Source organism: Glycomyces algeriensis (genome assembly GCF_027622855.1).
GTDB classification, from domain to species: Bacteria; Actinomycetota; Actinomycetes; order Mycobacteriales; family Micromonosporaceae; genus Glycomyces; species Glycomyces algeriensis.
Genome location: NZ_JAPZVR010000001.1, coordinates 434,479 through 455,271, shown reverse-complemented (window position 1 = coordinate 455,271; position 20,793 = coordinate 434,479). Strand labels below are relative to the sequence as shown.

Here is a 20,793-nt window from a genome sequence, read left to right as displayed (position 1 = left end):
CGCCCCCCCGGGCGCGCGCCGGCCCCCCGGGGGGGCCCCCGCCGCCCCGGCCCCCGGGCCGGGCCCCCTCGGCCGGTCGGCCACTCTGAGCTGGGAATACACGAGAGTGCGTCGGACCCTTGTGGGAGAGTGGTCCTTTTCGGTTGGTCGGAGGCGGACAGCGGGTGGGTAAGGGGCATCCCCTACGCCCGGCCGTTGTCCGCCTCCGCTTTGCGACGAACCTGAGCGGCGAGCGCATCCGGGGCGGCACGGCAGCGCCCCCTCGGCCTTCGCCGATTCCGCACCGCTAAAGGGATCGCATCATCGCCTCGACCAGCGTGTCCTGCATCGTGGTCAGCCACCCGTAGGTGGCCACGAGCAGCGCGCGCGGGTCGTCCTGGTCGAGGTCCATGAGCTCGTCGAAGTCCTCGTCGTCGGTGATGTCGAGCCACGACGCCATGACCAGCCGCAGGTCGTTCAGGGCGCCCAGCCACTGGCGGCAGTCGTCCGGGTCCAGATGCACTGCGGCGCTTCTGGTTCCCGGGTTGAGCAGGTTCTCCGGGTCGTCCGGGAACAGCTCCTCGAGCGCGCGGACCACCGCCCGGGCGTCGTCGCGCTTGCGGGCGCGCAGGTCGTTCTCGGTGTAGCGGCGGAACTCGGCCGAGGCCGCCTCCGCGTCGCCGTCCGGGCCGAGATCGGTGTAGGCGTCCGGGAAGAGCCGGGCCAGCGCCGGGTCCGCGGGGCGTTCGGTGGGGCCTTCGCTGAAGGCGGAGGCGATGAGGTCCTCGGCGGTCCCGGTGGCGGTGTCGGGAACGTCGACGAGCTCCAGGATCTTCCTGGCGTAGGCGGCCAGCAGCGCGGCCTCGAACTCGTCGAACTCGGCGGCGGCGCCGCCGCTCGCGGCCTCGAAGTAGCCGCCCACTAGCGGTCCTGCCTGAGCGTGGCCCAGAGGCCGTAGCCGTGCATGGCCTGCACGTCGCGCTCCATCTCCTCGCGGGTGCCGCTGGAGACGACCGCGCGGCCCTTGTTGTGGACGTCGAGCATCAGCTGGTTCGCCTTCATCTCGGAGAAGCCGAAGTACGACTGGAAGACGTACGCGACGTAGCTCATCAGGTTGACCGGGTCGTTGTGCACGAGGGTGATCCACGGGACGTCGGGCTCGACGGTCGCGGAGGGCGTGGCGGATCGCTCGGTCTCGATCGCCGCGGCGGACGGGAGCACGGCTGTACTTGCTGGCACGTGCCCATGCTGCCATCCGGGCGCGGGCCGGCGGCGACCGCCGGTCGGGTCGGTGACGCGGGGAGTGCCGGCTGCTCCCCCGGACCGGGGTCGGCGGGGCTTTCGCACGGCACGCGAACGGGGCCCGGCGCGCCGGTGGCGCCGGGCCCCGTTCGCGGTGGTCAGGCCGCGGTCGTGTACTTGGCGGGGTCGGCGTCGAAGGCGGGGCCGCATCCGGCGCAGCAGAACCAGTAGCGGCGGCCCTCGTGGTCGCGGAAGAGGCCCTTGGACTCGGCGACGGCCTTCACGACCGGGGTGCCGGCCATGACCGGGCAGGTGGTCTCGGCGGTGTCCTCGGGTGCGGCGGGGGTGCGGGCTTCGGTGGTGCTGCAGCAGCTCGCGGCTTCGGTGTGGCACATGGCTGGTCGCTTCCTCTCGGGAGTTCGGATACCTCGGTGGGGTATCCGGTCGACATGAATATATACCCCCCTGGGGTATCGAAGTCAAGCAGGTCCCCGCGGCTCGCACCGATCGAAACGGGGGAGGCGTCACCGCCTCCCCCGTTCGTCACACCATGCCGCCGTTGGCGCGCACGACCTGGCCGTTCACCCAGTGGCCCGCGGGCGTGGCGAGGAACGCGGCGACCTCGGCGATGTCGCGCGGCTCGGCGAGGCGCTCGAGCGGGTTCGACTTCGCCAGCCGGGTCACGAGCTCGTCGCTCTTGCCCTCCAGGAAGAGCTCGGTCGCGGTCGGACCGGGGGCCACGGTGTTGACGTTGACGTCCCGGCCGCGCATCTCCTTGGCCAGCACCATGGTCAAGGCCTCGACGGCGCCCTTGCTGGCGGCGTACGCGCCGTAGGTCGGGAAGGCGGTGCCGACCACGGAAGTGGAGAACAGCGTGATCGAGCCACCCGGGCGGACCCGGCGGGCGGCCTCGCGGGCGACGACGAACGCGCCGCGGATGTTGGTGCGATGCAAGGCGTCCATCTCGTCGAGGTCGATGTCCTCGACCCGCGCGAGCGTCATCCGGCCCGCGGCGTTCACGACCGCGTCCACGCCGCCGAACCGGCTCTCGGCCTCGGCGAACATCCCGGCGACGGCCGTCTCGTCGGCCACGTCCGCCCGGTACGCCACCGCCTGGGCCCCCGCGGCCTCCGCCTCCTTCACCGCCGCGGCGGCCTCATCAGCGTTCCCTGCATAGCCGACCACGACCGCGTAGCCCTGCTCGGCGAGGCGCCGCACGACGGCGCGGCCGATGCCGCGCGAGCCGCCGGTGACGATGGCGGTGCGGTTCATCTCGATGCTCATTGCGTGCTCCTTCATTCGAGGCGTCGAAGCCATTCTGGCGCTGAATTCCCTGGTCAGCAGCGGTTGCGTTGACCCCGGGGTCGGCAACCCCCCTCAGGCCCGCCCGCCCGGGCCCGCCGCGGCGTGGATGATTGCGGGGTGGACGCCACTGAACTCGCCGCCTTCCTCCACTCGCGCCGCGACCGGCTGCGGCCCGCCGACGTCGGGCTGGCCGGCGGCCCGCGCCGCCGCGTGCCCGGCCTGCGCCGCGAGGAGGTCGCGTTCCTCGCGAACGCCTCGATCGACTACTACATCGAGCTGGAGCGCGGGCGCGGCGTGCAGCCCTCGGCGCAGATGCTGCTGGCGCTCGCGCGGGCGCTGCGACTCACCGGTGACGAGCGCGACCACCTGTTCCACCTGGCCGGGCACCCGGCGCCGCCGCCCCGGGAGCCGTCCCGCGAGACCGACCCGTCCCTGCTGGCCCTGCTCGAGCGCCTCGACGGGACCCCGGCGCGGATCATGAGCGACCTGCACCAGCCGCTCGCGCAGAACCGGCTCGCGGCCGAGCTCCTGGGCGAGATGGACCCGGTCGGCGAGCCGAGCTACACGAGCAGCGTCGTCTACCGGTGGTTCACCGATCCTTCCGCGCGCGCGATCTATCCGGCCGAGGACCACGAGCGGCACGCGCAGTCCTTCGTCGCCGACACCCGGGCGACCGCGGCGAGGCGCGCACTCGCCGGCGGCGACGCCGAGGCGGAGAAGATGATCGCCGACCTCCTCGACCGCAGCGAGGTGTTCGCCCGCCTGTGGGAGGCGCGGGACGTGGCGGTGCGCCGCTTCGACCGCAAGCGCTTGGTCCATCCGGCGATCGGCGTGATCGAGCTCGAATGCCACCACCTCTTCACCGAGGACGGCGGCCAGCGCCTGCTGTGGCTCGCCCCGATCGAGGGCACTGACGCCGCCGAGCAACTGGCTAGGCTCGGCGGATGAGCGAGACTCCCCGAGTGCTGACACGTTCGGATCTGGCCGCCGACCTGCGGCGGCTCGGCCTGGCCGAGGGCGATGCCGTGATGGTCCACGCGGCGTTCGGCCGCGTGGGGCCGGTCCTCGGCGGCCCTGACGCGCTGGTCGACGCGATGCTCGACGTCATCGGTCCTCACGGGACGGTGCTGAGCTACCAGGACTGGGAGTTGAGCGTCGACGTCTGGGACGAGGACGGCCGGGTGGCCGAGGCGCTCCGCGAGCATGTGCCGCCCTTCGACCCGGCGACGGCCCGGCCGGCGCGCGACCACGGTGTGCTCGCGGCCGTCATCGGCACCCGCCCCGGCGTGCGCCGCAGCGGCAACCCGGGCGCCTCGGTGGCGGCGATCGGCGCCCGCGCCGAGGAGTTCACCGCGGACCACCCGCTCGACTACGGGTACGGCGAGGACTCGCCGTTCTCGCGGCTGGCCGCGGCAGGCGGGCGCGTGCTCATGGTCGGCGCGCCGCTCGACACGATGACGATCCTGCACCACGCCGAACACCTGGCCGCGCTGCCGGCCAAGCGCCGCATCCGGATCGAGTACCCGTTCGCGACGCCGGAGGGGACCGTCTGGCGCACGGTCGAGGAGTTCGACACGAGCGAGCCGGTCGTGCCCGGGCCCGAAGAGGACTACTTCCGGCAGATCGTGGAGGACCACCTTGCGTCCGGCGCCGGCCGGCGCGGCCTGATCGGTGAAGCCGACAGCGTGCTCGTCGAGGCCTCGGCCGTGGTGGCGTTCGCCGTCGACTGGCTCGAATCCCGTTACGGGGCTTGACGACTCGGCGCGGCCGACCGCTAGCCCAAGGACTTGCAGTCGATCTCCGAGTGGCGAATCGCCAACGCGCCCAAGGGGACACTGTTCGAACATGCCGGTGCTCGCCTGTCGGTCGGCCCCTTTAGGCTGCGCGACATGAAACAGTCCGAGACGTCCCGTCCCGCCCCCGGCCCGGATGAGGACCGCCTCCTCCTCCCCGCGAAATGGCGGCGGCACGTACCGCCGCGGCGCGGCCGAGACCTCGCGAACACCGACTTCGACCCCGCGGTCGATCCGGGAGCGTCCGAGGCCGTGGCCCGGCGCATCGCCGAGTTGCGGCCGCTGCTCGACCAAAGGCTCGCCTCATGGGAGAACAAGGTCTACCCTCCGGCGATAGCCGCCCACCTCGAGGGGCGGCCGGACCCGGTCGCGGCGGCCGCCCTGATGCACCTGCTGGAGAGCACTGAGACGCACCAGCGCGAGTACAACACGATTCCCGTTGCGGCCCGCGTGCGGCACCTGGACGCCTGGATCACCGACCACGGGCTCGCCTTCGCCACCGTCGCCGTCCTCGAGTCCGCGATGTGCCAGGCCCACACGTTCGCCCGCGACGAACGCGCCGTCACCGACGCGTCGATCGGCGTCTACTCCAAATGGGACCAGCCCGGCTGGCGGCGCGCCCAGCCCGCGGTCCACCGCGTCCGCTCGATCCTGGCGACGGCCTCCGAGGCCGAGTACCGGGAGGTCGCCGCCGCGGTCGGCGCCCGCCGCACCGACCCGCACCGGTGCGTCGGCGCGGCGATCCTCATGCCGACCGAGGCCGACTGGGTCGAGGAGGCCGTCAAGGCGTCCACAGGGTACTTCGAAGAGCGCTGCGCCGACGACTGGATGCGGTGGTCCTTCGCAGCTGATCCGCTGCACCTGCACGTCGTCGAGCGACGCGGCCTCAACCTCAAGGAGATCGGTGAACGCTCCCTCGCTCCGCTGGTGGCAGGGCTCGGCACGGCCGCGCTGCCGATCCTGGTCCGCACCTTGGACAATGCGTACTCCCGAATCTCCAAGCCCGCCCGCGCCGCCCTCATGACCGCGATCGGCCTCCTGCCCGCGGACGAGGCCACCGCCTGCCTGGTCGACAAGCTGGAACTCCCCGGCGCGCTCACCGCGGTGATGGAGGCCGCCGAGCGGTTCCCGCACCGGATGCTCCGCGTCGTCGCCGCCCGCGCCGGCGGCGACCCCGCGTCCCGGGAGCGGCTCGCGGGCGTCGTCAGGTCGTCCCCGGCGCTGGCCGCCGCCCTGCCCGATGCCGGCGAGGAGACCCGCGAGGCTATCGCGGCGCTCCTCGACGCCCCCGAGGCGGTGCCCGACGCCCCCGCCGACGCACTGCCGCGGCTGCTGGTCGCACCGCCGTGGAAGGCCAAGCGGCGCAAGGCGGTCGTGGTCGAGGGCCTCGCGCCCGCGTCCGAGACGCGCCTGGTCTGGGCCGACGCCGACGAGATGCGGCGCTGGGCGACCCTCCGCGACGACGAGCCCTACCGGGAGTACGGCCCCGGGGACGTGGACCGCTTCCTCTCGTACATCGAGCAGTACCCCGACTACGACTTCCTGATCGACTTCCTCGCCTGGGCCCCCGTCGAGGCCGCCGAGCCGGTGCTCGCGCGGTGGCACGGCACCGCCCGGTACCCCCTCGACGTGCACCTCATGCGCCTGCTCGGCAGGTTCGGGGAGACGGTCGCCGACCGGGTCTTCGCCCTCGCCAAGGGCCGCAGCGCACTCGCCGAAGTGCTCATCCCGATCCAGAACCCCGCGGCCGCCCGCATCGCCGCCGACTGGCTCGCCCAGGCCAAGTCCCTGACCCCGGTGGCGATGCGCTGGTTCGACCGGCACGCCGACGCGGCGGCGCGCCTTCTCGTCCCCGACGCGCTCGGCGGCGACACCGCGCTGCGCCGGGCCGCGAACGCCGCACTGCGGCACCTGAGCGCCGTCCACGGCGCCGAGACGGTGGCCACGGCAGCGAAGGAGTACGGCGAGGCCGCCTCCGCGGCGATCGGCGTCCTCCTCGACTCCGACCCGCTCGATCCCCCCGGCGCCAAGATCCCCCGGGCACCGGCGTGGGCGAGCCCCGCCATGCTGCCCCAAGTGCTCCTCAAAGGACGCGAATCCGCGCTGCCGCCCGCATCGGTGGAGCACTTGCTCACCGTTCTCGCCCTCGACACCCCCGAACTCCCGTACGCGGGCGTCGAAGTCGTCACCGGGACCTGCGACGCCGCCTCGCTCACCCGTTTCTCCTTGAAGCTGTTCGAGCAGTGGACGGCCGCCGGCGCGCCGGCCAAGGACGGGTGGGCGTTCACCCAGCTCGCCCATTTCGCCGACGACGACGTCGTGGCCGAGATCGCCGCGACGGTCCGCCGGTGGCCCGGCCAGGGCCAGCACAAGCGCGCCGTCGCCGGGCTCCGGGTCCTGGGCGCGATCGGCTCGGAGACCTCCCTGCGGACCCTCCACGCCATCGCCAAGAAGGCCGAGTTCAAGGCCCTCAAGGAGGAGGCCGGGCGGCAGGTCGAAGCGGTCGCCGAGCGGCTGGGCCTCACCACCGAGCAGCTCGCCGACCGGCTCGTGCCCGACTTCGGGCTCGACGAGGAGGTGAGCCTCGTCCTCGACTACGGGCCGCGGCGCTTCACGGTCGGCTTCGACGAGCAGCTGAAGCCGTTCGTGACCGCTGAGGACGGACGGGCGCTCAAGAGCCTGCCCAGACCAGGCGCGCAGGACGACGCCGAGACCGCCAAAGCCGCGTACGAACGGTTCTCCCGCTTGAAGAAAGAGCTCGCCGCCGTCGCGAAGGAGCAGCTGCGGCGGCTCGAGCTCGCCATGGTCGAGGGTCGCACCTGGACGGTGCCGGAGTTCGGGGAGTTCTTCGCCCGCCACCCGGTCATGCGGCACCTCGCCGCCCGGCTCGTGTGGCTGGCCGAGACCGATGGGGAGACAACTGGTTTCCGCCTGGCCGAGGATCGCACGGTCACGGACGTCGAGGACCGCGGGTGGACCCTGCCCGACGAGGCGCTGATCCGGGTGGCGCACCCGGTCGCGCTCGGCGACCGGCTCGCGGCCTGGGAGGAGGTCTTCACCGACTACGAGATCCTCCAGCCGTTCCCGCAGCTCGCGCGCCCGGTCATGGCGTTCACCGACGAGGAGTCGAAGACCGGTCGGATCACCCGCTTCGACGGCGCGACCCTCAAGTCCGGGAGCGTCCTCGGCCTGGCCCGCCAGGGCTGGCACCGGGGGCCGCTCAACGGCCTGTGGGTCGAGCCGGGCTTCCACCGCCCGCTCCCGACGGGCGGTTTCGTCGTCGTCAGGCTCGATCCGGGCGTCGAGGCCTACGAGGGCAGGGTCGACGCCGCAGAGCTCCAGACCGTCGTCGCCGTGCACCTGCGCGCGACCGCGGACTACACCGCGTCCAGCGAGGGCGCCCACCCGACCGAAGTCGATCCGATCGCCGCCTCGGAGGCACTCGGCGCGCTCACCCGCGTCACCGCGAACGTGTAGGGCGAGTTCAGGAACGGTCCCGCTCGCTCCGTCGTAGGGCCTGCGAGTACGACATCGGCATTCGCAGGCCCTTCCGGGCGGGCGACGGCTGCGCCTCGCCGATTCGAGCACGTCCTAAGGGCGACACTCGGTCCGGTGGGAGCGGGCGGAGGTCAGGCGGTCTCGGCCTTCGGCCGATCGTCCGCGCCGCGTGCCGATCGGCGGATGACCGCCCAGGCGAGTGCTGCTCCCCCGAGTGCTCCGAGGGCGTTGGCGGTGAAGTCGCCGGTGTCGCATGACCGCCCGATGGCGGGGAGCAGCGCTTGGACCGCCTCGATGAGTGCGGAGAACACTGCGCCCGCAAGGAGTCCGAGCAGCGGTCGCTTCGCGGCGACCGCGATGAGGAACGCGATCGGGATGAAGAGCACGAGGTTGGCGAACGGCTCGACCCGGTCGGGAGTCGGCAGCGACCACGCGACCTCGCAGCGCGCGTACAGCTCACGATCCTCGGGGACCACGGCCGCCACAGCGACCACAAGGACCGATGCCATTGCGAGCGCCCACGCGATCGCCTGGCGGGCCAGCAACCACGGACCTACGAGGTACCCGAGCACGATCACGATGACGAGGAGGACCGGGCTCAGCCACGGATGCTCGGCGATGAGGGTCGCGATCATGAGCCGGACTCTAACCTGCGGCGCAGCAGCCCCCGGCGCGCACGGTCGCAGAAACAGCCGTGCGCCAACGCGAGGCGCCGGAACGTCTCGCTCGGCGACATGGCGGACGCGCGGACTTCTGAGCCGAGCCTGCCAGTCAGGCCCGCGCCCGAGCAGCGCGCGCTGCCTGACACTTTCGTCCGCAGTACTGCGCCCGTCGAGCGATAGGCAGCCGCAGACGAGACGGACCTGGACCGCGGCGGCGGGCGACCTCGCCCGCCGCCGTCCGGCCGGGACTCCTTACGGAAGCCTCGTCAGCTCGATCATCGCCGAGGCGTAGTCGGCCGGGTCGAGGCCCAGTTCGAGGCCGTGCGCGGCGAGGATCGCGCCGTGGTGGACGCGGCCGGTGCGCTCGTCGCGGTAGCGGGCGTCGGGGTCGAGCCCGTGGAGCTTGAGCAGCGGGTCCGGGTAGGCGAAGGACCGGGCCCGGCGCCAGGCCAGGACCACCGTCTGATCGCCCCGGTCGTACTGGACGCCCGTGACGGCACCGGCCTGCAGCGGGTGGCGGCGGCCCAGCTGCACGGCGTGGCGGATCCGCTTGTAGTCGGCCACCAGTTCCGCGCCGCGGGCCTGGTCGGCGTCGCTCCAGACGCGCAGGTCGCCGCCGACGGCGAGCACCCCGGCCATCGCCGCATGGAAGCGGAAGTCGAGCGGGACCTCCCTGCGGGTCAACGGGTTCGGCGAGTCGGTGACCCATGCGCCCATGACCCGGGCGGGGTAGACCTGCGCGAAGCCGTCCTGGATGGCGATCCGGTCCAGCGCATCGGTGTTGTCCGAGGTCCACACCTGGTCGGTGCGGCGCAGGATGCCGAAGTCGACGCGGCCGCCGCCGGAGGAGCACGACTCGATCCGCAGATTCGGGTGGTCGGCGCGGAGCCGGTCGAGGATCGCGTAGAGGTTGCGGGTGTGGTCGAACCAGAGCCGGTCCGGGTCCTCGCCGTCCGGCCAGCCCGCCTCGGTGAAGGGCCGGTTCATGTCCCACTTGACGAAGTCGATCTCGTTCTGGCTCAAGAGCTCGTCGAGGCGGGCGTGGAGGTGCTCGGCCACGTCGGGGCGGGCCAGGTTCAGCACGAGCTGCTGGCGCACTTCGCTGCGGCGGCGGTGCGGCTGGTGGTAGACCCAGTCCGGGTGGGCCCGGTACAGGTCCGAATCGGGGTTGACCATCTCGGGCTCGACCCAGATCCCGAACCGCATCCCGCGGCTGTGGACGTGCTTGATCAAGGGCCCCAGGCCGTCAGGGAACCGGTCGGGGTTCGGGGTCCAGTCGCCCAGCCCGGCGCGGTCGCTGACGCGGGCGCCGAACCAGCCGTCGTCCATGACGAACAGCTCGCAGCCCATGGCCGCCGCCCGGTCGGCCAGGCGCATCTGGTCCTCGGCGGTGAAGTCGAACTCCGTTGCCTCCCAGGAGTTGTAGAGGATCGGGCGAACCTCGTCGGGGTGCGGCAGGACGTGCGCGAGCGCGTAGTCGTGCCAGGCGCTCGCGGCCGAGGCGAAGCCGCCGGCGGTGTGGAGTCCGGCCGCGATCGGGGTCTCGAGCGTCTCGCCGCCGCTCAGGCGGATCGCGATCGGGTCGTGCCCGAAGCCGGCGGAGACGACGACGCTGCCCGTGGGTCCCTTCTCGACGGTGATGCGCCAGGTCCCGCTCCAGGCGAGCGCGGTCGACCAGACCGGGCCGGAGGTCTCGGTGGCCGCACCGTCGTCGATGGCGACCCACGGGTTCGCCTGGTGGCTCGTGATCCCGCGCCGGGAGCCGATCACGGTCTCGCCGTACGGGATCGTGGTGCGGGTGAGCTGCGTTTCGGCGCCCCATTCGCCGTGGAGTTGGCTCAGGCGCGGGGTGTCGAGGCCGGGCACGACCCAGGTCGCCGAGTCGGCGCGCACGACGTCGATCGCCTCGGTGCCGGTGTTGCGCAGGGCCAGCGTGCGCTCGATGACGTCGGAGCCGGGGTGGCTGCGGTAGCGGGTGCGCACTTCGAGCGGGTAGTGCCGGTCGGCGAAGACGAGCGTGAGGTCGCCGTCCTCCTCGATCGCCTCGGCGAAGACGAGTTCGAGGTCCCGCGTGCCGTCGCTGAAGCGGACCTGGAGGCCGTTGTGGCCGTACTGGAACGCCGATGCCGCGCCGAGGTCGAAGCGCGGCTCGCGGCCCACGACGGGCCGGAACGGCGACTCCGGCAGGTCGAGGAGGGCCAGCGCCTGCTCGGGGCTCAGTCGTGGTCCCCAGTGGAGGCCGCGGAGCCGGTCGTGGTCGTCCACGGCCACGACGTAGCTCGTGTTCGGCGTGTCGATGGTCCAGAGGCGGGAGTCGTGCGCTGGCATGGACGTCCTTTCATAGGTTCGGGCTTTCGGTGGTGCCGGTCGTGGTGCGAGCCCGCCCCAGTGATGGGGCGGGCTCGAGCCCCTTGACGAAGCTTGCGAGTCGTAAAGCGCCAGTCGCTCAGGGCTGGTTCAGGAGCGGCGCGAGCTCGAAGTGGTCGAAGTCGGCGGTGCGGCCTTCGCGGTCGCCGATGTCGGTGCGCAGGCCCGCGTTGCCGATTTCGATGGTGTTGGTACCGGCTTCGAGGTCGACGATGAGCGGGTAGGACCAGAAGTCGTTCCAGCTCCAGGTGCCGCGCATCGGCACTGCGGCGGCGGTTTCGCCGTTCACGGTGAACTCGGCGTAGCGGGAGATGATGTTGGTGTTGTAGGCGTGGCCGCCGGTGCGCTCGTCGTTGGCGTAGTGGACGAGCAGCAGGTGCGGCCCGGCCTCGTCGGCGGAGACGTGGAGCGTGGCGGTGTTGCCTTCGCCGCCGCCCACGCCGGTGATGGCCACATCGTCGCCGGCCCAGGTGTTCTCGGTGAGTGCGGCGGTGCCGGAGAGTTCGGCGTCGGCGGCCGCGATCCGGGTGAAGTCCTCGGTGCCGCCGTCGCCGGTGACGGTGAGGTCGTGGACGTGGAGGGTTCCTCGCTCGGCGCTCAGGGCGATGCGGTTGACGCCTTCGTGGAGGGCGAGGGTCTGCTCCTCCTCAAGGCCGAACGCGATGTTCTCGCCGTGCGGTCCGAGGACGGTGAGTTCGCCCTTGCCGTCGGTGTCGGCGGTGACTTCGTAGTAGCCGTCGGCGGGGGCGTAGACGTCGAAGACGACCTGCTCGTCGCCGTTGACCTTGACGCCTTCACGGTGGCCGTACTGGTAATCGGCGTCGCCTTCGGTGCGGGCGAATACGGCCGGATAGGTGTGGGTGTCCACTGCGGAGGGGGCCAGGTCGATCTTGTCGATCCCGGCTTCGCCGTAGGCGGTCCCGGCCTCGGGGTCGCTCTTGGCGAGTGCGATCGTGTTCGCGCCCGCTTCGAGTTCGACTTGGAGGTGGACCTGGCCGCGGGAGCCCCACTGCATGGTGGAGGGGTAGGTGACGGTGGCGGCTTCGCCGCCGTTGACGGTGAGGAACTGCTCGGTCGGCGAGGCGCCTTGGGCGAGGTCGCGCCCGTAGGTGTTGCCGTAGGTGACGGTGAGGTCGTAGGCGCCGGCCTCGGGTACGTCCACAGTGAATTCAACGCGGCTGTCGGCGCGGTTGAGGGAGCCGACGCTCTTGCCGCCGGAGGCGGGGAAGCCGAACGGGTTGGCGGCGCTGCCCTCGTTGTAGACGGCGCCGGCGGTGACGGCGGCGTCCTCGGCCTCCCAGGTGCCGTGGAACGGGACTTCGACGGTGTCGGCCCTCCCGGTGCCCGGGGTGAGGGTGATCCAGTAGGCGGACATGGGGTCGAGGTCGTCGAGCGCGATGCTCGCGTCGCCGTCGCGGTCGGGGCGCAGGGCGATCTGGTCGACGGCCTGCGGGGCGGGCGAGGAGCCCTCGTTGCCGGTCCAGGCGATCTCATGCACTGTGGCGGTGACCTTCCTGCCGAGCTCGAGGCCTTGGAGGTCGACGGTGGTGTCGCCGGCGCCGCCGCCGAGGAGGATCTGGGCCTGGTCCTTGGCCTCGTCGTAGGTGGCGATGCCCTGGAGGGTGTCCACGGCGTTGTCCTGCGGCGGGGTGACGAGCGCGGTCTGCCCGGTCATCTGCGAGTAGGTCTTGAGGAACCACCAGCCGCCGTTGGGGACGTTGGTCTGCGGGGCGTTGCCGGAGAGGCCGCCCGCGGCGGTCCAGTAGGCCATGTCGGCGAGCGCGTCGGTGTCCTCGAACATCGCGGCCCACTGGATCATCTGGCCGGGCATGCCGAAGTCGCGGTTGTTGCCGTACTCGTTGATGTTGATCTGGCGCGGTTCGACGCCGAGTTCGGCTTCGAGCGCGCGGTAGTTCGCCTCGTTGTCCGCGTAGTAGCGCAGGGAGTCCGGGGAGAGCTCGTGCCAGGTGACGACGTCGGGGACGGTGCCGGCTTCGACGACGTGCTCCATGAAGTCGCGCATGAAGCGGGCGTCGTAGTGGGACTCGTTGGGCCCGGCGATGGGGGTGTCGGGGGCGATCTCGCGGAGGCGCTCGAAGGCGAGGTCCCAGTCGTGGAGGTAGCGGGCGAGGGCGCCGTCGTAGTCCCCGCCGCGGCCGTACCAGATCCAGTTCGGTTCGTTGAAGGGCACGTAGACGAGCCGGTCGGCGTGCTCGGAGGCCTCCATGATCGGCACCATCTCCTCGACTTCGGCGAGGTAGGCGTAGATGCCGTCGTTCTGGTACGGCCAGTCGGGGTACCAGTCCTGGAGGTTGACGAAGGCGTCGCCGCCGTCGTGCTCGGCGAGGGCGGCGAGCACGTCGTTCGCGTCGCCGTTGGGGTGCTGGGTGCCGCCGGTCGGCTTGGGGGCCATGGAGGACATGTACAGGGAGTCGAGGAGGTTGTCGCCCGGCACGCCGTTCTCGGAGATGCCGTAGAGGGAGCCGACGGCGCCGTAGGCGGGCGCGCCGCCGAGCCGTCCGAAGTCGACGGCGAGGACGGTGGCGTCCTGGCCCTGGGCGGGCACGGCCGCGAGGCCGGTGAGGAGACCGGTCACGGCGGTCGCCGCGAGGCCTCTGCGCAGGAGTGGGTGCATTGCTGCCCTTTCAGTTGTCGTCATTGACGCGGTGGTCCCGAGGTCTCGCGCACGACGAGTTCCGGGGACCGCCAGGAGGGTCGGGGATCGGGTCCGCCTTCGAGCTTGTGTCGCAGGAGGTCGAAGGCGCCGCGGCCGACGCCGCGGAAGTCGAGGTCCACTGTGGTGAGCGGGGGGACGTGGTAGGCGGCGAGGGGCGAGTCGTCGAAGCCGACGACGCTGAGGTCGCCGGGGACGCTGCGGCCCGCGCGGTGCGCGGCGTGGAGGACCCCGAAGGCGAGGTCGTCGTTGCCGCAGAGGATCGCGGTCACGGAGGGGTCGGCGACGAGGACGGCCGCGGCTTCGGCCGCGGCCCCGATCGACCAGTCCGAGTGCACGACCTCGGGCCGGGTGATCCCGGCGTCGGCCAGGGCGTCGGACCAGCCGGTCTGGCGGCTGGCCTTGCCCGGGATCGCGAGGTGGTGGACCTGCTTGTGGCCCATGGAGAGGAGGTAGCGGGTGGCGCGGGCGGCGACGGTGCGGTCGTCGAGGAGGACGCGCCAGTCGGCCGAGTCGTGCTCGGCGCCGAGGTGCTCGCCGCCGGTGGCGACGAGCGCGCCCGGCTGCCGTTCGCGGAGCGCCTGCATGGCGCCGGCGGTGACCTCGTCGTGGGCGATGACGATGGCGGGGGCGCCGTCGTGCGGGAGCCGTTCGAGGACGTCGGCCTCGCTGTAGACCCGGGCGGGGTCCATGACGGAGATGAGCACGGAGAACCCGGCGTCCCTGGCGGCGTCCTCGATGCCCCGGAGGGTCTCGGCGGTGCCGTAGAGGGAGGTGTCGGTGGTGAGGACGGTGACCGACCGCACGGCGCCGCCGGCGAGGGTGCGGGCCGACCGGTTGGGCCGGTAGCCCAGGTCGGCGATCGCGGCTTTGACCCTGGCCCGGGTGGCGGCGGCGACCATCGGGGCGTCGTTGATGACGCGCGAGACGGTCTGGTGCGACACCCCCGCCCGCTTCGCGACGTCGAAGATGCTCACGGGTCTGGGTCCGGCGGCGCTCATGCTGTCGGTGCCTCTCTGCTCGGGTGCGGCTATTCGGCGTTGGCGATCGCGACGACCGCCTCGGCCGCTTCCTGGGCGTCCTTCTGCCCCAGCCAGACCTGATTGAACTCGTCCATCGCGGCGGTGCCGAAGGCGGCGTCGTTCATGGAGAGGGGGTAGCCGGTGGTGGTGCCTTCGGCCGCGGTCTGGAAGCCGGTGACGTCGATGCCCTCGCCGGCCCAGTAGTCGGCGAAGCCCTGGTTGAGGGAGCTGACGCCCGGCCAGACCGAGCCCATGCCGGTACTGATGGACTGGGCCTCTTCGGAGCCGAGGAACTTGACGAGCTCCCAGGCCTCGTCGGGGTGGTCGGTGCCGGCGTAGATGGCGTTGGAGAGGCCGTTGATGACGGTGCCGGATCCGACGGGGCCGGACGGGTTGTCGGCGACGGCCCACGAGCCGGGCTCGAGGCCGTCGCGGTAGAAGCTGAGCATCCAGGAGCCGTCGAGGGTGGTGGCCGCCTGGCCGGGGACGACGTAGTCGCCGGGGACGCCGCCGTTGGGCTGGTTGGTCGATTCGGCGGGGACCGCGACGTGCCACTTGTTGTAGAGGTCGGCGGTGAACTGGATGGCCTCGACGCATTCGGGGGCGTCGATGGCGTAGTCGCCCCAGGGCTCGGTCTGGAGGGAGCAGCCGTTCTGGACCGCGTAGTTCCACCAGTCGGTCTGGCCGGTGTTGGAGGACATCGCGGTGCCGTACTGGACGACGTTCTCGGGGTCGAAGTCCGGGCTCAGTGCGTTGTTGCCGTTGGCGTCGACGGTGAGCTTCTGGAGGAATTCGACGTAGGCGCCGCCGTCGACCGGGTTCCATTCGAGGTCGTTCACCGTGGCCGGGTCGATCCCGGCGGCTTCGAGGGCGTCGAGGCGGTAGACCAGGGCGATGGAGTCCCAGTCCTTGGGGAGGCCGTACTGGTCGCCCTCGTACTGCCAGGAGTCGTAGAGGTCCTCGGGGTAGGCCGCGGGGTCGACGCCGTCGGCCTCGATGTCGTCGGTGATGGGCAGGAGGACGCCGTTGGCGGCGTAGGTCGGGAAGCGCGAGACGTGGTTCCAGAACACGTCGGGGGCCTCTTCGGCGGCGAACCGGCTGTCGAGCCCGGCCCAGTAGTCCTCCCAGGGGTTCTGCTCGAGCTCGACTTCGATGTCGGGGTGGTCCTCGTTGAAGGCCTTGATCATCGCTTCGAGCGCGGGCCGCTGGTTGTCGTCCCAGAAGGCGTAGCGCAGCGTCACCGGTCCGTCGTCGTCGCCGCTGCAGGCGGCGAGGGCGGCGGGGAGGGCGAGCGCGAGGGCGGCGATGGCGGCCGTGCGCGTCTTGTTCATGCCGTTTGCCTTTCGTTGAGAGGTGGGCGGGAGAGGTCGGGACGTCACTTCATGCCGCTGAGGGCGATGGAGCGGACGATGTGGCGCTGGAAGGCCAGGAAGACGACGACCAGCGGGAGGAGCGCCATGGTGGAGGCGGCGAGGATGAGGTGGTACTCCTGGTTGAACTGGGACTGCATCTGCGCGATGCCGCGCGTGATGACCCTGGTGGACTCGGAGTGGGTGATGATGAGCGGCCACAGCAGGTTGTTCCAGGTGTTGACGAAGCTGATGATCGCGAGCGTGCCGAGGATCGGCTTGGCCATGGGGACCATGACGCGCCACAGGATCGTGAACGTCCCGGCCCCGTCGATGCGGGCCGCGTCCTCAATGGAGGCGGGGATGGTCTTGAAGTACTGGCGCACCAGGAACACCCCGTAGGGCATGAGGAACCCGAACACGAACGGCAGGATCAGGCCCACGTGCGTGTCGACCAGGCCGAGCTCGCGCACGATGATGAAGGTGGGCACCAGGGTCACGATCTGCGGCACCATCAGGGTCGCGATGTAGGCCCAGAACAGCTGGTCGCGGCCGGGGAAGTCGAGGCGCGCGAAGGCGTACGCGGCGAGGGTGGAGAACACGAGCTGGCCGACGGTGACCGCCACCGCCACGACAAGGGAATTGACCACGAAGGTGGCGAAGTCGTACCGGCTCCAAACCTCGCCGAAGTTGGAGAAGATCGGGTTCGCGGGGAGGGCCCACGGCTCGGAGGTCAGGATCTCCTGTTTGGACTTGAACGCGGCGTTCAGCGTCAGCAGGTACGGGCCCACCGAGACGAGCGCGCCGGCGATGAGCACCAGGTGGAGCGGGAGCTTCTTCATGGTGGCCCCTAACTGAAGTCGTAGGTGGTGCGCTTGCGGAACAGCGCGGCCTGCGCCAGGGTGATGAGGGCGATGATCGCGAACAGGATCACCGCGAGCATGGACGCGTAGCCGGCGTTGCGCTGGGTGAACGACTCCAGGTAGATCTGGTAGTTCAGCGTCGCGGTGGATCCGGCGGGGCCGCCGGCGGTCATCACGTGGATGGTGTCGAAGACCTGGAACGAGCCGATCACGCTGGTGATGAGCACGAACAGCATCGCCGGGCGCAGCAGCGGCAGCGTGATCGCGAAGAACCGGTACAGCGGCGATGCCCCGTCCACATCGGCCGCTTCATAGAGCTGGGCCGGGATCGCTTGCAGCCCTGCGAGGAAGAACAGCATGGTGTAGCCGGAGTACTGCCAGATGTTCACCGATGCGATGACGGGCATGGCCCAGGTGGAGTCGGTGAGCCAGGCCGCGCCGTCGACCCCGAACAGGTCGAGGAAGCGGTTCAGGGCGCCGTACTGCGGGTCGAAGACCCACCGCCAGATCACGCCGAGCGCCACCGGCATCGCCATCCACGGCAGCACGTAGAGCACGCGGAAGGTGTTGCGGGCCTTGATCTTCGAGTTGAGCGCCAGCGCGAGGAGCAGGGCCAGCACGGTCTGGGCGGGAATGTTGAGGAGCACGTAGTAGAAGGTGTTGCCGATCGACTTGAGCGCCCGCTCGTCCCCCGCCAGCTCGCGGTAGTTCTCGAGGCCGATGAACTCGGGGTCGGACAGGAGGTTCCAGTCGTAGAAGCTCAGGACGACGACGATCACGATGGGCGCGATCAGGAAGACGGCGAAGCCGAGGATGCTCGGCGCGAGCATCGCGTAGGCCTCGAAGGCCGCGTTGGACCTCCGGTGTTTTCGGGGCGCGCTCTCGGGCTCGAAGCGCGGCTCGGTGTCGTGAAGGGTCTGCATAACACCTGGCCAAAGGACGTAGGGGTCGGATGCGAGGAAATGTTAGCGCTCACGGTCGCGACACGTCAAGGCTGATTTCCTATATTTCTACGTCTCAATGTCTTGGGAGCGTTATTCCTGGCAGCACGCAATAGACGATGCGAGTGCTCGTACCTGCGGTCTTGCGCGCCGCGTTCGCGCGAGGCATGGTGCTGAAAATCCGTTAGCGCTCACAGGCGGAGGAGGCCGCCGAAGGGGCGGTCGCTCGGGAGCGATGGACCCCGGGCCGGGGCTGCGAGTTCCCGGCCCGGGGCGTCAGAGGGGCCGTTGCGGCCGCTGCTCCCCCGCCGTCACCGCGACGCTCAAGGCGTTCGCGTCCACCGGCTTCGGGCAGGTCCCGAACTCGGTGAAGGCGCAGGGCAGGTTCTGGGCGCGGTTGAAGTCGAGGACGACCGCGCCGTCCTCCGATGCGGGCGCCAGGGACAGGGACCGCCACGCCGCGGTCGTGTCGCCGTTGGTCCGGTCGGAGAAGAGCACGCTCAAGGCGCCGTTGTCGGTGGTGGAGGCCAGCAGCGATTGGCGCCGCCCCGCCACGGTGAAGTCGATCTCGCCGGTCAGGCGGAGCAAGTGGGAGAGGTCGCCGCGCGCCGATCCGACCACGGCGTCGAGCGGTTCGTCGAAGGCGAGGTACCGGCCGGTGACCGCCCAGTCGGGGTCGGGCGGGAAGCACGGGATGCCGTTGAACCCGGTCCTCGTGGGGGCCTTCGGGTCCCGCACCCGCGCGGCGAAGCGTCCGCCGCGCAGGGCCACCTCGATCCGGCGGCGGCCGCGCTCGACCCAGGCCGGGGCACCGGCCTTCTCCAGGTCGAAGGTGAGCACGCCGTCGACCGCGCGGCCTTCGAACCGCAGTCCGTCCGCGGCGACCGCGGTCAGCCGGGCGAAGTCCCCGCCGCTCCAGAGCCCGGGCAGGTCGGGCAGCTGCGCGGGCGTCTCGCGCAGCCAGTGGAACGCGGTCAGGCTGAGCCACCCGTGCGGCTCGGTCAGCTCGGCCTCCCGGAGGCGGCGCCATGCGGTCCAGCCGCGCGTGAAGTCGTCAACGCGGGTCGCGGTCATCGCCGGTCCTCTCAACGTTCGGGTCCGAGGTGGACGGCGCGGGGGGCGCCGTCTCGATCATGCGCCCCTTCACCGGGACGGCAGGCCCTGCCGGCGCAGCGTGTCGCGCAGCAGATGGCGCCCCGCCATCGACTCCGGCCCCTTGAGCCGGGCCAGGACCCGGTCGCTCCAGTTGCCGTGCAAGCCGAACCGGGCGTTGTAGGCGGCGAGGCGCTCGTCGTAGACGGGGAGGTGCCCATCGGCGGCGTCCGCGTCGTAGTGCTCGTGGTGGAGCACGGCCTGCTGCGGCAGGCGGGGTTTGACGTCCGCCCGCTCATCGGGGTCCGGGGCGCCCACGGCCAGGCCGAACGCGGCCGTCGTGTGCGGCGGCAGGCGCAGTTCGGCCGCGACCGCCTCGGGGCTGTTGCGGATCGCGCCCACGAAGACGGTGCCGAGGCCGAGCGATGCGGCCGCCACGACGGCGTTCTGCGCCGCGAGCGCCGTGTCGATGTACCCGATCAGCGTGGTCTCCAGGTAGTCCGCCGCGTCCACGTCGGTGCCTGCGCGGGCGGCGAGCCGCCGGGCCCGGCCGAGGTCGGCGATCCACACCAGGAACAGCGGGGCCTGGGCGATGAACCGCTGGTCGGCGGCGAGCGCGGCGAGCCGGGCCCGGCGCGCGGGGTCGCGGACGGCCACGACGCTCCACGGCTGGAGGTTCGAGGAGGTCGGCGCGGACTGCGCGGCCGCGATGAGCGCGGTGAGCTCGTCGTCGTGGACGTCGCGCGGCCCGAAGGCGCGCACCGAGCGGTGCGCGAGCTGCAGGCGGATGACGTCGCTGACCGCGCCGAGCACCGCGTCGGGGTCGCCGTAGCGGGCGGTCGGGGTGCCGGTCATCAGCGCAGCCCGGTGCCGTGGACGCCGTGCTCGTCGATCAGCGCCAGTTCCTCGTCGGTCAGCGGCGCGGCGTCGAGCGCTTTGGCGTTGTGGTCGAGTTGCGCGATCGAGCTGGCGCCGATGAGGGCGGAGGTGACCTCGGGGCGGCGCAGCACCCACTGGAGGGCGAGCTGCGCGAGCGACTGGCCGCGTGTGCGCGCGAGGTCGTCGAGTGCGGCGGCGCGCTTGCGGTAGGTGTCGTCGATGACGTCGGGAGAGAGGAAGGCGCTGTTCGCGGCGCGGGCGTCGGCCGGGATGCCGTGCAGGTACTTGTCGGTGAGCAGGCCTTGCGCGAGCGGCGAGTAGACGACCAGGCCGAAGCCGTCTGCGGCGGCGAGGTCGAGGAGGCCGTTCAGTTCGGGGCCGCGGTCGAAGATCGAGTAGCGCGGCTGGTGGACCAGGAGCGGGACGCCCGCTTCCCGCAGCAGCACGGCGGCCTCGTGCGCCCGCTCGGGGTCGTAGTTCGAGATGCCGACGTAGAGCGCCTTGCCCTGCCGCACGGCGTCCGCGAGGGCGCCGACGGTCTCTTCGATGGGCGTGGCCGGGTCCTGGCGGTGATGGTAGAACACGTCCACGTAGTCGGTGCGGAGGTCGCGCAGGCTGTGGTCGAGCGAGGTGAGGAGCGACTTGCGTGAGCCGCCCTTGAGGTAGGGGCTCGGGCCGATGGGGTTGCCGGCCTTGGTGGTGAGGACGAGCTCGTCGCGGTACGGGGCGAGGTCCTTGGCGAGGACCTCGCCGAAGACCTGCTGGGCGGCGCGGTGGGGCGGGCCGTACCGGTCGGCGTTGTCGAAGTGGGCGATGCCGAGGTCGAAGGCGCGCAGGATGATCGCGCGCTGGGTCTCGTAGGCGTTGTCGGTGCCGAACCGCTGCCAGAGGCCGAGGGAGAGCGCGGGCAGGTCGAGGCCGGTGCTCCCGGCCCGCCGGTAGGGCAGGCGCTCGTACCGGTCCCCGGCGGCGGCGTAGGTCGTCTCGAAAGCTCCGTGTGCCATGGGGGGAAGCCTTTCAGGTGTGGTTCGCGCGGTCGCGGCGGAGGGTGGCGGCCGCGCGCCTGGGGAGGCGGAACCGCCTCAGGCAATCTATACTACATCGATAGGATAACTCGAACATCTGCC

Annotated in this window: 17 protein-coding genes; 3 read left to right on the top strand and 14 right to left on the bottom strand. The window is 71.6% G+C overall.

All coding sequences use genetic code 11. The features are described from left to right. Positions 1-286: 286 nt before the first annotated feature. From O2L52_RS01830 to O2L52_RS01815, 4 genes are all read right to left on the bottom strand, one after another. A complete protein-coding gene (locus O2L52_RS01830; RefSeq protein WP_270113590.1) occupies positions 287-901 on the bottom strand; it encodes a DUF2017 domain-containing protein in 615 nt (204 codons plus the stop codon). After that, positions 901-1,218: an ATP-dependent Clp protease adapter ClpS gene (gene clpS / locus O2L52_RS01825; RefSeq protein WP_270113589.1), complete on the bottom strand. Its 318-nt coding sequence runs from the start codon at positions 1,216-1,218 to the stop codon at positions 901-903. Before clpS ends, O2L52_RS01830 begins: the two co-directional genes overlap by 1 nt. Positions 1,219-1,379: 161 nt before the next feature. Beyond that, positions 1,380-1,616, bottom strand: a complete 237-nt coding sequence (locus O2L52_RS01820; protein ID WP_270113588.1) for a YHS domain-containing protein — start codon at positions 1,614-1,616, stop codon at positions 1,380-1,382. A gap of 148 nt (positions 1,617-1,764) precedes the next feature. After that, positions 1,765-2,505 carry an SDR family oxidoreductase gene (locus O2L52_RS01815; protein WP_270113587.1) on the bottom strand — a complete coding sequence of 247 codons (741 nt, stop codon included), beginning with the start codon at positions 2,503-2,505 and terminating at the stop codon, positions 1,765-1,767. Positions 2,506-2,643: 138 nt separating this feature from the next. Between O2L52_RS01815 and O2L52_RS01810 the strand changes: the two genes are divergently transcribed. From O2L52_RS01810 to O2L52_RS01800, 3 genes are all read left to right on the top strand, one after another. Next, positions 2,644-3,474 (top strand): MmyB family transcriptional regulator, encoded by an 831-nt coding sequence (locus O2L52_RS01810; RefSeq protein WP_270113586.1) that lies wholly within the window; start codon positions 2,644-2,646, stop codon positions 3,472-3,474. Beyond that, a complete protein-coding gene (gene aac(3), locus O2L52_RS01805) occupies positions 3,471-4,280 on the top strand; it encodes an aminoglycoside 3-N-acetyltransferase (RefSeq protein ID WP_270113585.1) in 810 nt (269 codons plus the stop codon). The genes O2L52_RS01810 and aac(3) overlap by 4 nt, the downstream gene beginning before the upstream one ends. A gap of 135 nt (positions 4,281-4,415) precedes the next feature. Then, a complete protein-coding gene (locus O2L52_RS01800; protein WP_270113584.1) occupies positions 4,416-7,796 on the top strand; it encodes a DUF4132 domain-containing protein in 3,381 nt (1,126 codons plus the stop codon). Between the two features lie 152 nt (positions 7,797-7,948). On the opposite strand, the gene O2L52_RS01795 is transcribed toward O2L52_RS01800, so the two are convergent. The 10 genes from O2L52_RS01795 to O2L52_RS01750 form a co-directional block, all read right to left on the bottom strand. Then, positions 7,949-8,452, bottom strand: coding sequence for a VanZ family protein (locus O2L52_RS01795; RefSeq protein ID WP_270113583.1), 504 nt, complete (start codon positions 8,450-8,452; stop codon positions 7,949-7,951). A gap of 279 nt (positions 8,453-8,731) precedes the next feature. After that, a complete protein-coding gene (locus O2L52_RS01790; RefSeq protein WP_270113582.1) occupies positions 8,732-10,807 on the bottom strand; it encodes an alpha-galactosidase in 2,076 nt (691 codons plus the stop codon). 118 nt (positions 10,808-10,925) lie between these two features. Next, positions 10,926-13,481, bottom strand: coding sequence for a CBM35 domain-containing protein (locus O2L52_RS01785; protein WP_270113581.1), 2,556 nt, complete (start codon positions 13,479-13,481; stop codon positions 10,926-10,928). Between the two features lie 20 nt (positions 13,482-13,501). Then, positions 13,502-14,521 (bottom strand): LacI family DNA-binding transcriptional regulator, encoded by a 1,020-nt coding sequence (locus O2L52_RS01780; RefSeq protein WP_270113580.1) that lies wholly within the window; start codon positions 14,519-14,521, stop codon positions 13,502-13,504. A gap of 29 nt (positions 14,522-14,550) precedes the next feature. Further along, on the bottom strand, positions 14,551-15,873 hold the full coding sequence (locus O2L52_RS01775; protein WP_270113579.1) for an ABC transporter substrate-binding protein: 1,323 nt from the start codon (positions 15,871-15,873) through the stop codon (positions 14,551-14,553). 44 nt (positions 15,874-15,917) lie between these two features. Further along, positions 15,918-16,733, bottom strand: a complete 816-nt coding sequence (locus tag O2L52_RS01770; RefSeq protein ID WP_270113578.1) for a carbohydrate ABC transporter permease — start codon at positions 16,731-16,733, stop codon at positions 15,918-15,920. A gap of 8 nt (positions 16,734-16,741) precedes the next feature. Continuing rightward, the gene (locus O2L52_RS01765; protein WP_270113577.1) at positions 16,742-17,677 is read right to left on the bottom strand and encodes a carbohydrate ABC transporter permease; all 936 of its coding nucleotides are present in this window, start codon (positions 17,675-17,677) and stop codon (positions 16,742-16,744) included. Positions 17,678-17,971: 294 nt separating this feature from the next. Continuing rightward, complete coding sequence (locus tag O2L52_RS01760) at positions 17,972-18,769, bottom strand: DUF1684 domain-containing protein (protein WP_270113576.1); 798 nt, start codon at positions 18,767-18,769, stop codon at positions 17,972-17,974. Between the two features lie 69 nt (positions 18,770-18,838). Then, on the bottom strand, positions 18,839-19,642 hold the full coding sequence (locus O2L52_RS01755; RefSeq protein ID WP_270113575.1) for a nitroreductase family protein: 804 nt from the start codon (positions 19,640-19,642) through the stop codon (positions 18,839-18,841). Next, a complete protein-coding gene (locus tag O2L52_RS01750; protein ID WP_270113574.1) occupies positions 19,642-20,670 on the bottom strand; it encodes an aldo/keto reductase in 1,029 nt (342 codons plus the stop codon). Before O2L52_RS01750 ends, O2L52_RS01755 begins: the two co-directional genes overlap by 1 nt. Positions 20,671-20,793 lie beyond the last annotated feature (123 nt).

What these genes read in the sequence shown, in the direction of transcription:
- O2L52_RS01770 (WP_270113578.1), bottom strand. Translation starts at nt 16,733, where the DNA reads ATGAAGAAGCTCCCGCTCCACCTGGTGCTCATCGCCGGCGCGCTCGTC.
- O2L52_RS01790 (WP_270113582.1), bottom strand. Translation starts at nt 10,807, where the DNA reads ATGCCAGCGCACGACTCCCGCCTCTGGACCATCGACACGCCGAACACG.
- O2L52_RS01800 (WP_270113584.1), top strand. Translation starts at nt 4,416, where the DNA reads ATGAAACAGTCCGAGACGTCCCGTCCCGCCCCCGGCCCGGATGAGGAC.
- O2L52_RS01815 (WP_270113587.1), bottom strand. Translation starts at nt 2,505, where the DNA reads ATGAGCATCGAGATGAACCGCACCGCCATCGTCACCGGCGGCTCGCGC.
- O2L52_RS01775 (WP_270113579.1), bottom strand. Translation starts at nt 15,873, where the DNA reads ATGAACAAGACGCGCACGGCCGCCATCGCCGCCCTCGCGCTCGCCCTC.
- O2L52_RS01750 (WP_270113574.1), bottom strand. Translation starts at nt 20,670, where the DNA reads ATGGCACACGGAGCTTTCGAGACGACCTACGCCGCCGCCGGGGACCGG.
- O2L52_RS01785 (WP_270113581.1), bottom strand. Translation starts at nt 13,481, where the DNA reads ATGCACCCACTCCTGCGCAGAGGCCTCGCGGCGACCGCCGTGACCGGT.
- O2L52_RS01820 (WP_270113588.1), bottom strand. Translation starts at nt 1,616, where the DNA reads ATGTGCCACACCGAAGCCGCGAGCTGCTGCAGCACCACCGAAGCCCGC.
- O2L52_RS01795 (WP_270113583.1), bottom strand. Translation starts at nt 8,452, where the DNA reads ATGATCGCGACCCTCATCGCCGAGCATCCGTGGCTGAGCCCGGTCCTC.
- O2L52_RS01780 (WP_270113580.1), bottom strand. Translation starts at nt 14,521, where the DNA reads ATGAGCGCCGCCGGACCCAGACCCGTGAGCATCTTCGACGTCGCGAAG.
- O2L52_RS01765 (WP_270113577.1), bottom strand. Translation starts at nt 17,677, where the DNA reads ATGCAGACCCTTCACGACACCGAGCCGCGCTTCGAGCCCGAGAGCGCG.
- O2L52_RS01760 (WP_270113576.1), bottom strand. Translation starts at nt 18,769, where the DNA reads ATGACCGCGACCCGCGTTGACGACTTCACGCGCGGCTGGACCGCATGG.
- O2L52_RS01755 (WP_270113575.1), bottom strand. Translation starts at nt 19,642, where the DNA reads ATGACCGGCACCCCGACCGCCCGCTACGGCGACCCCGACGCGGTGCTC.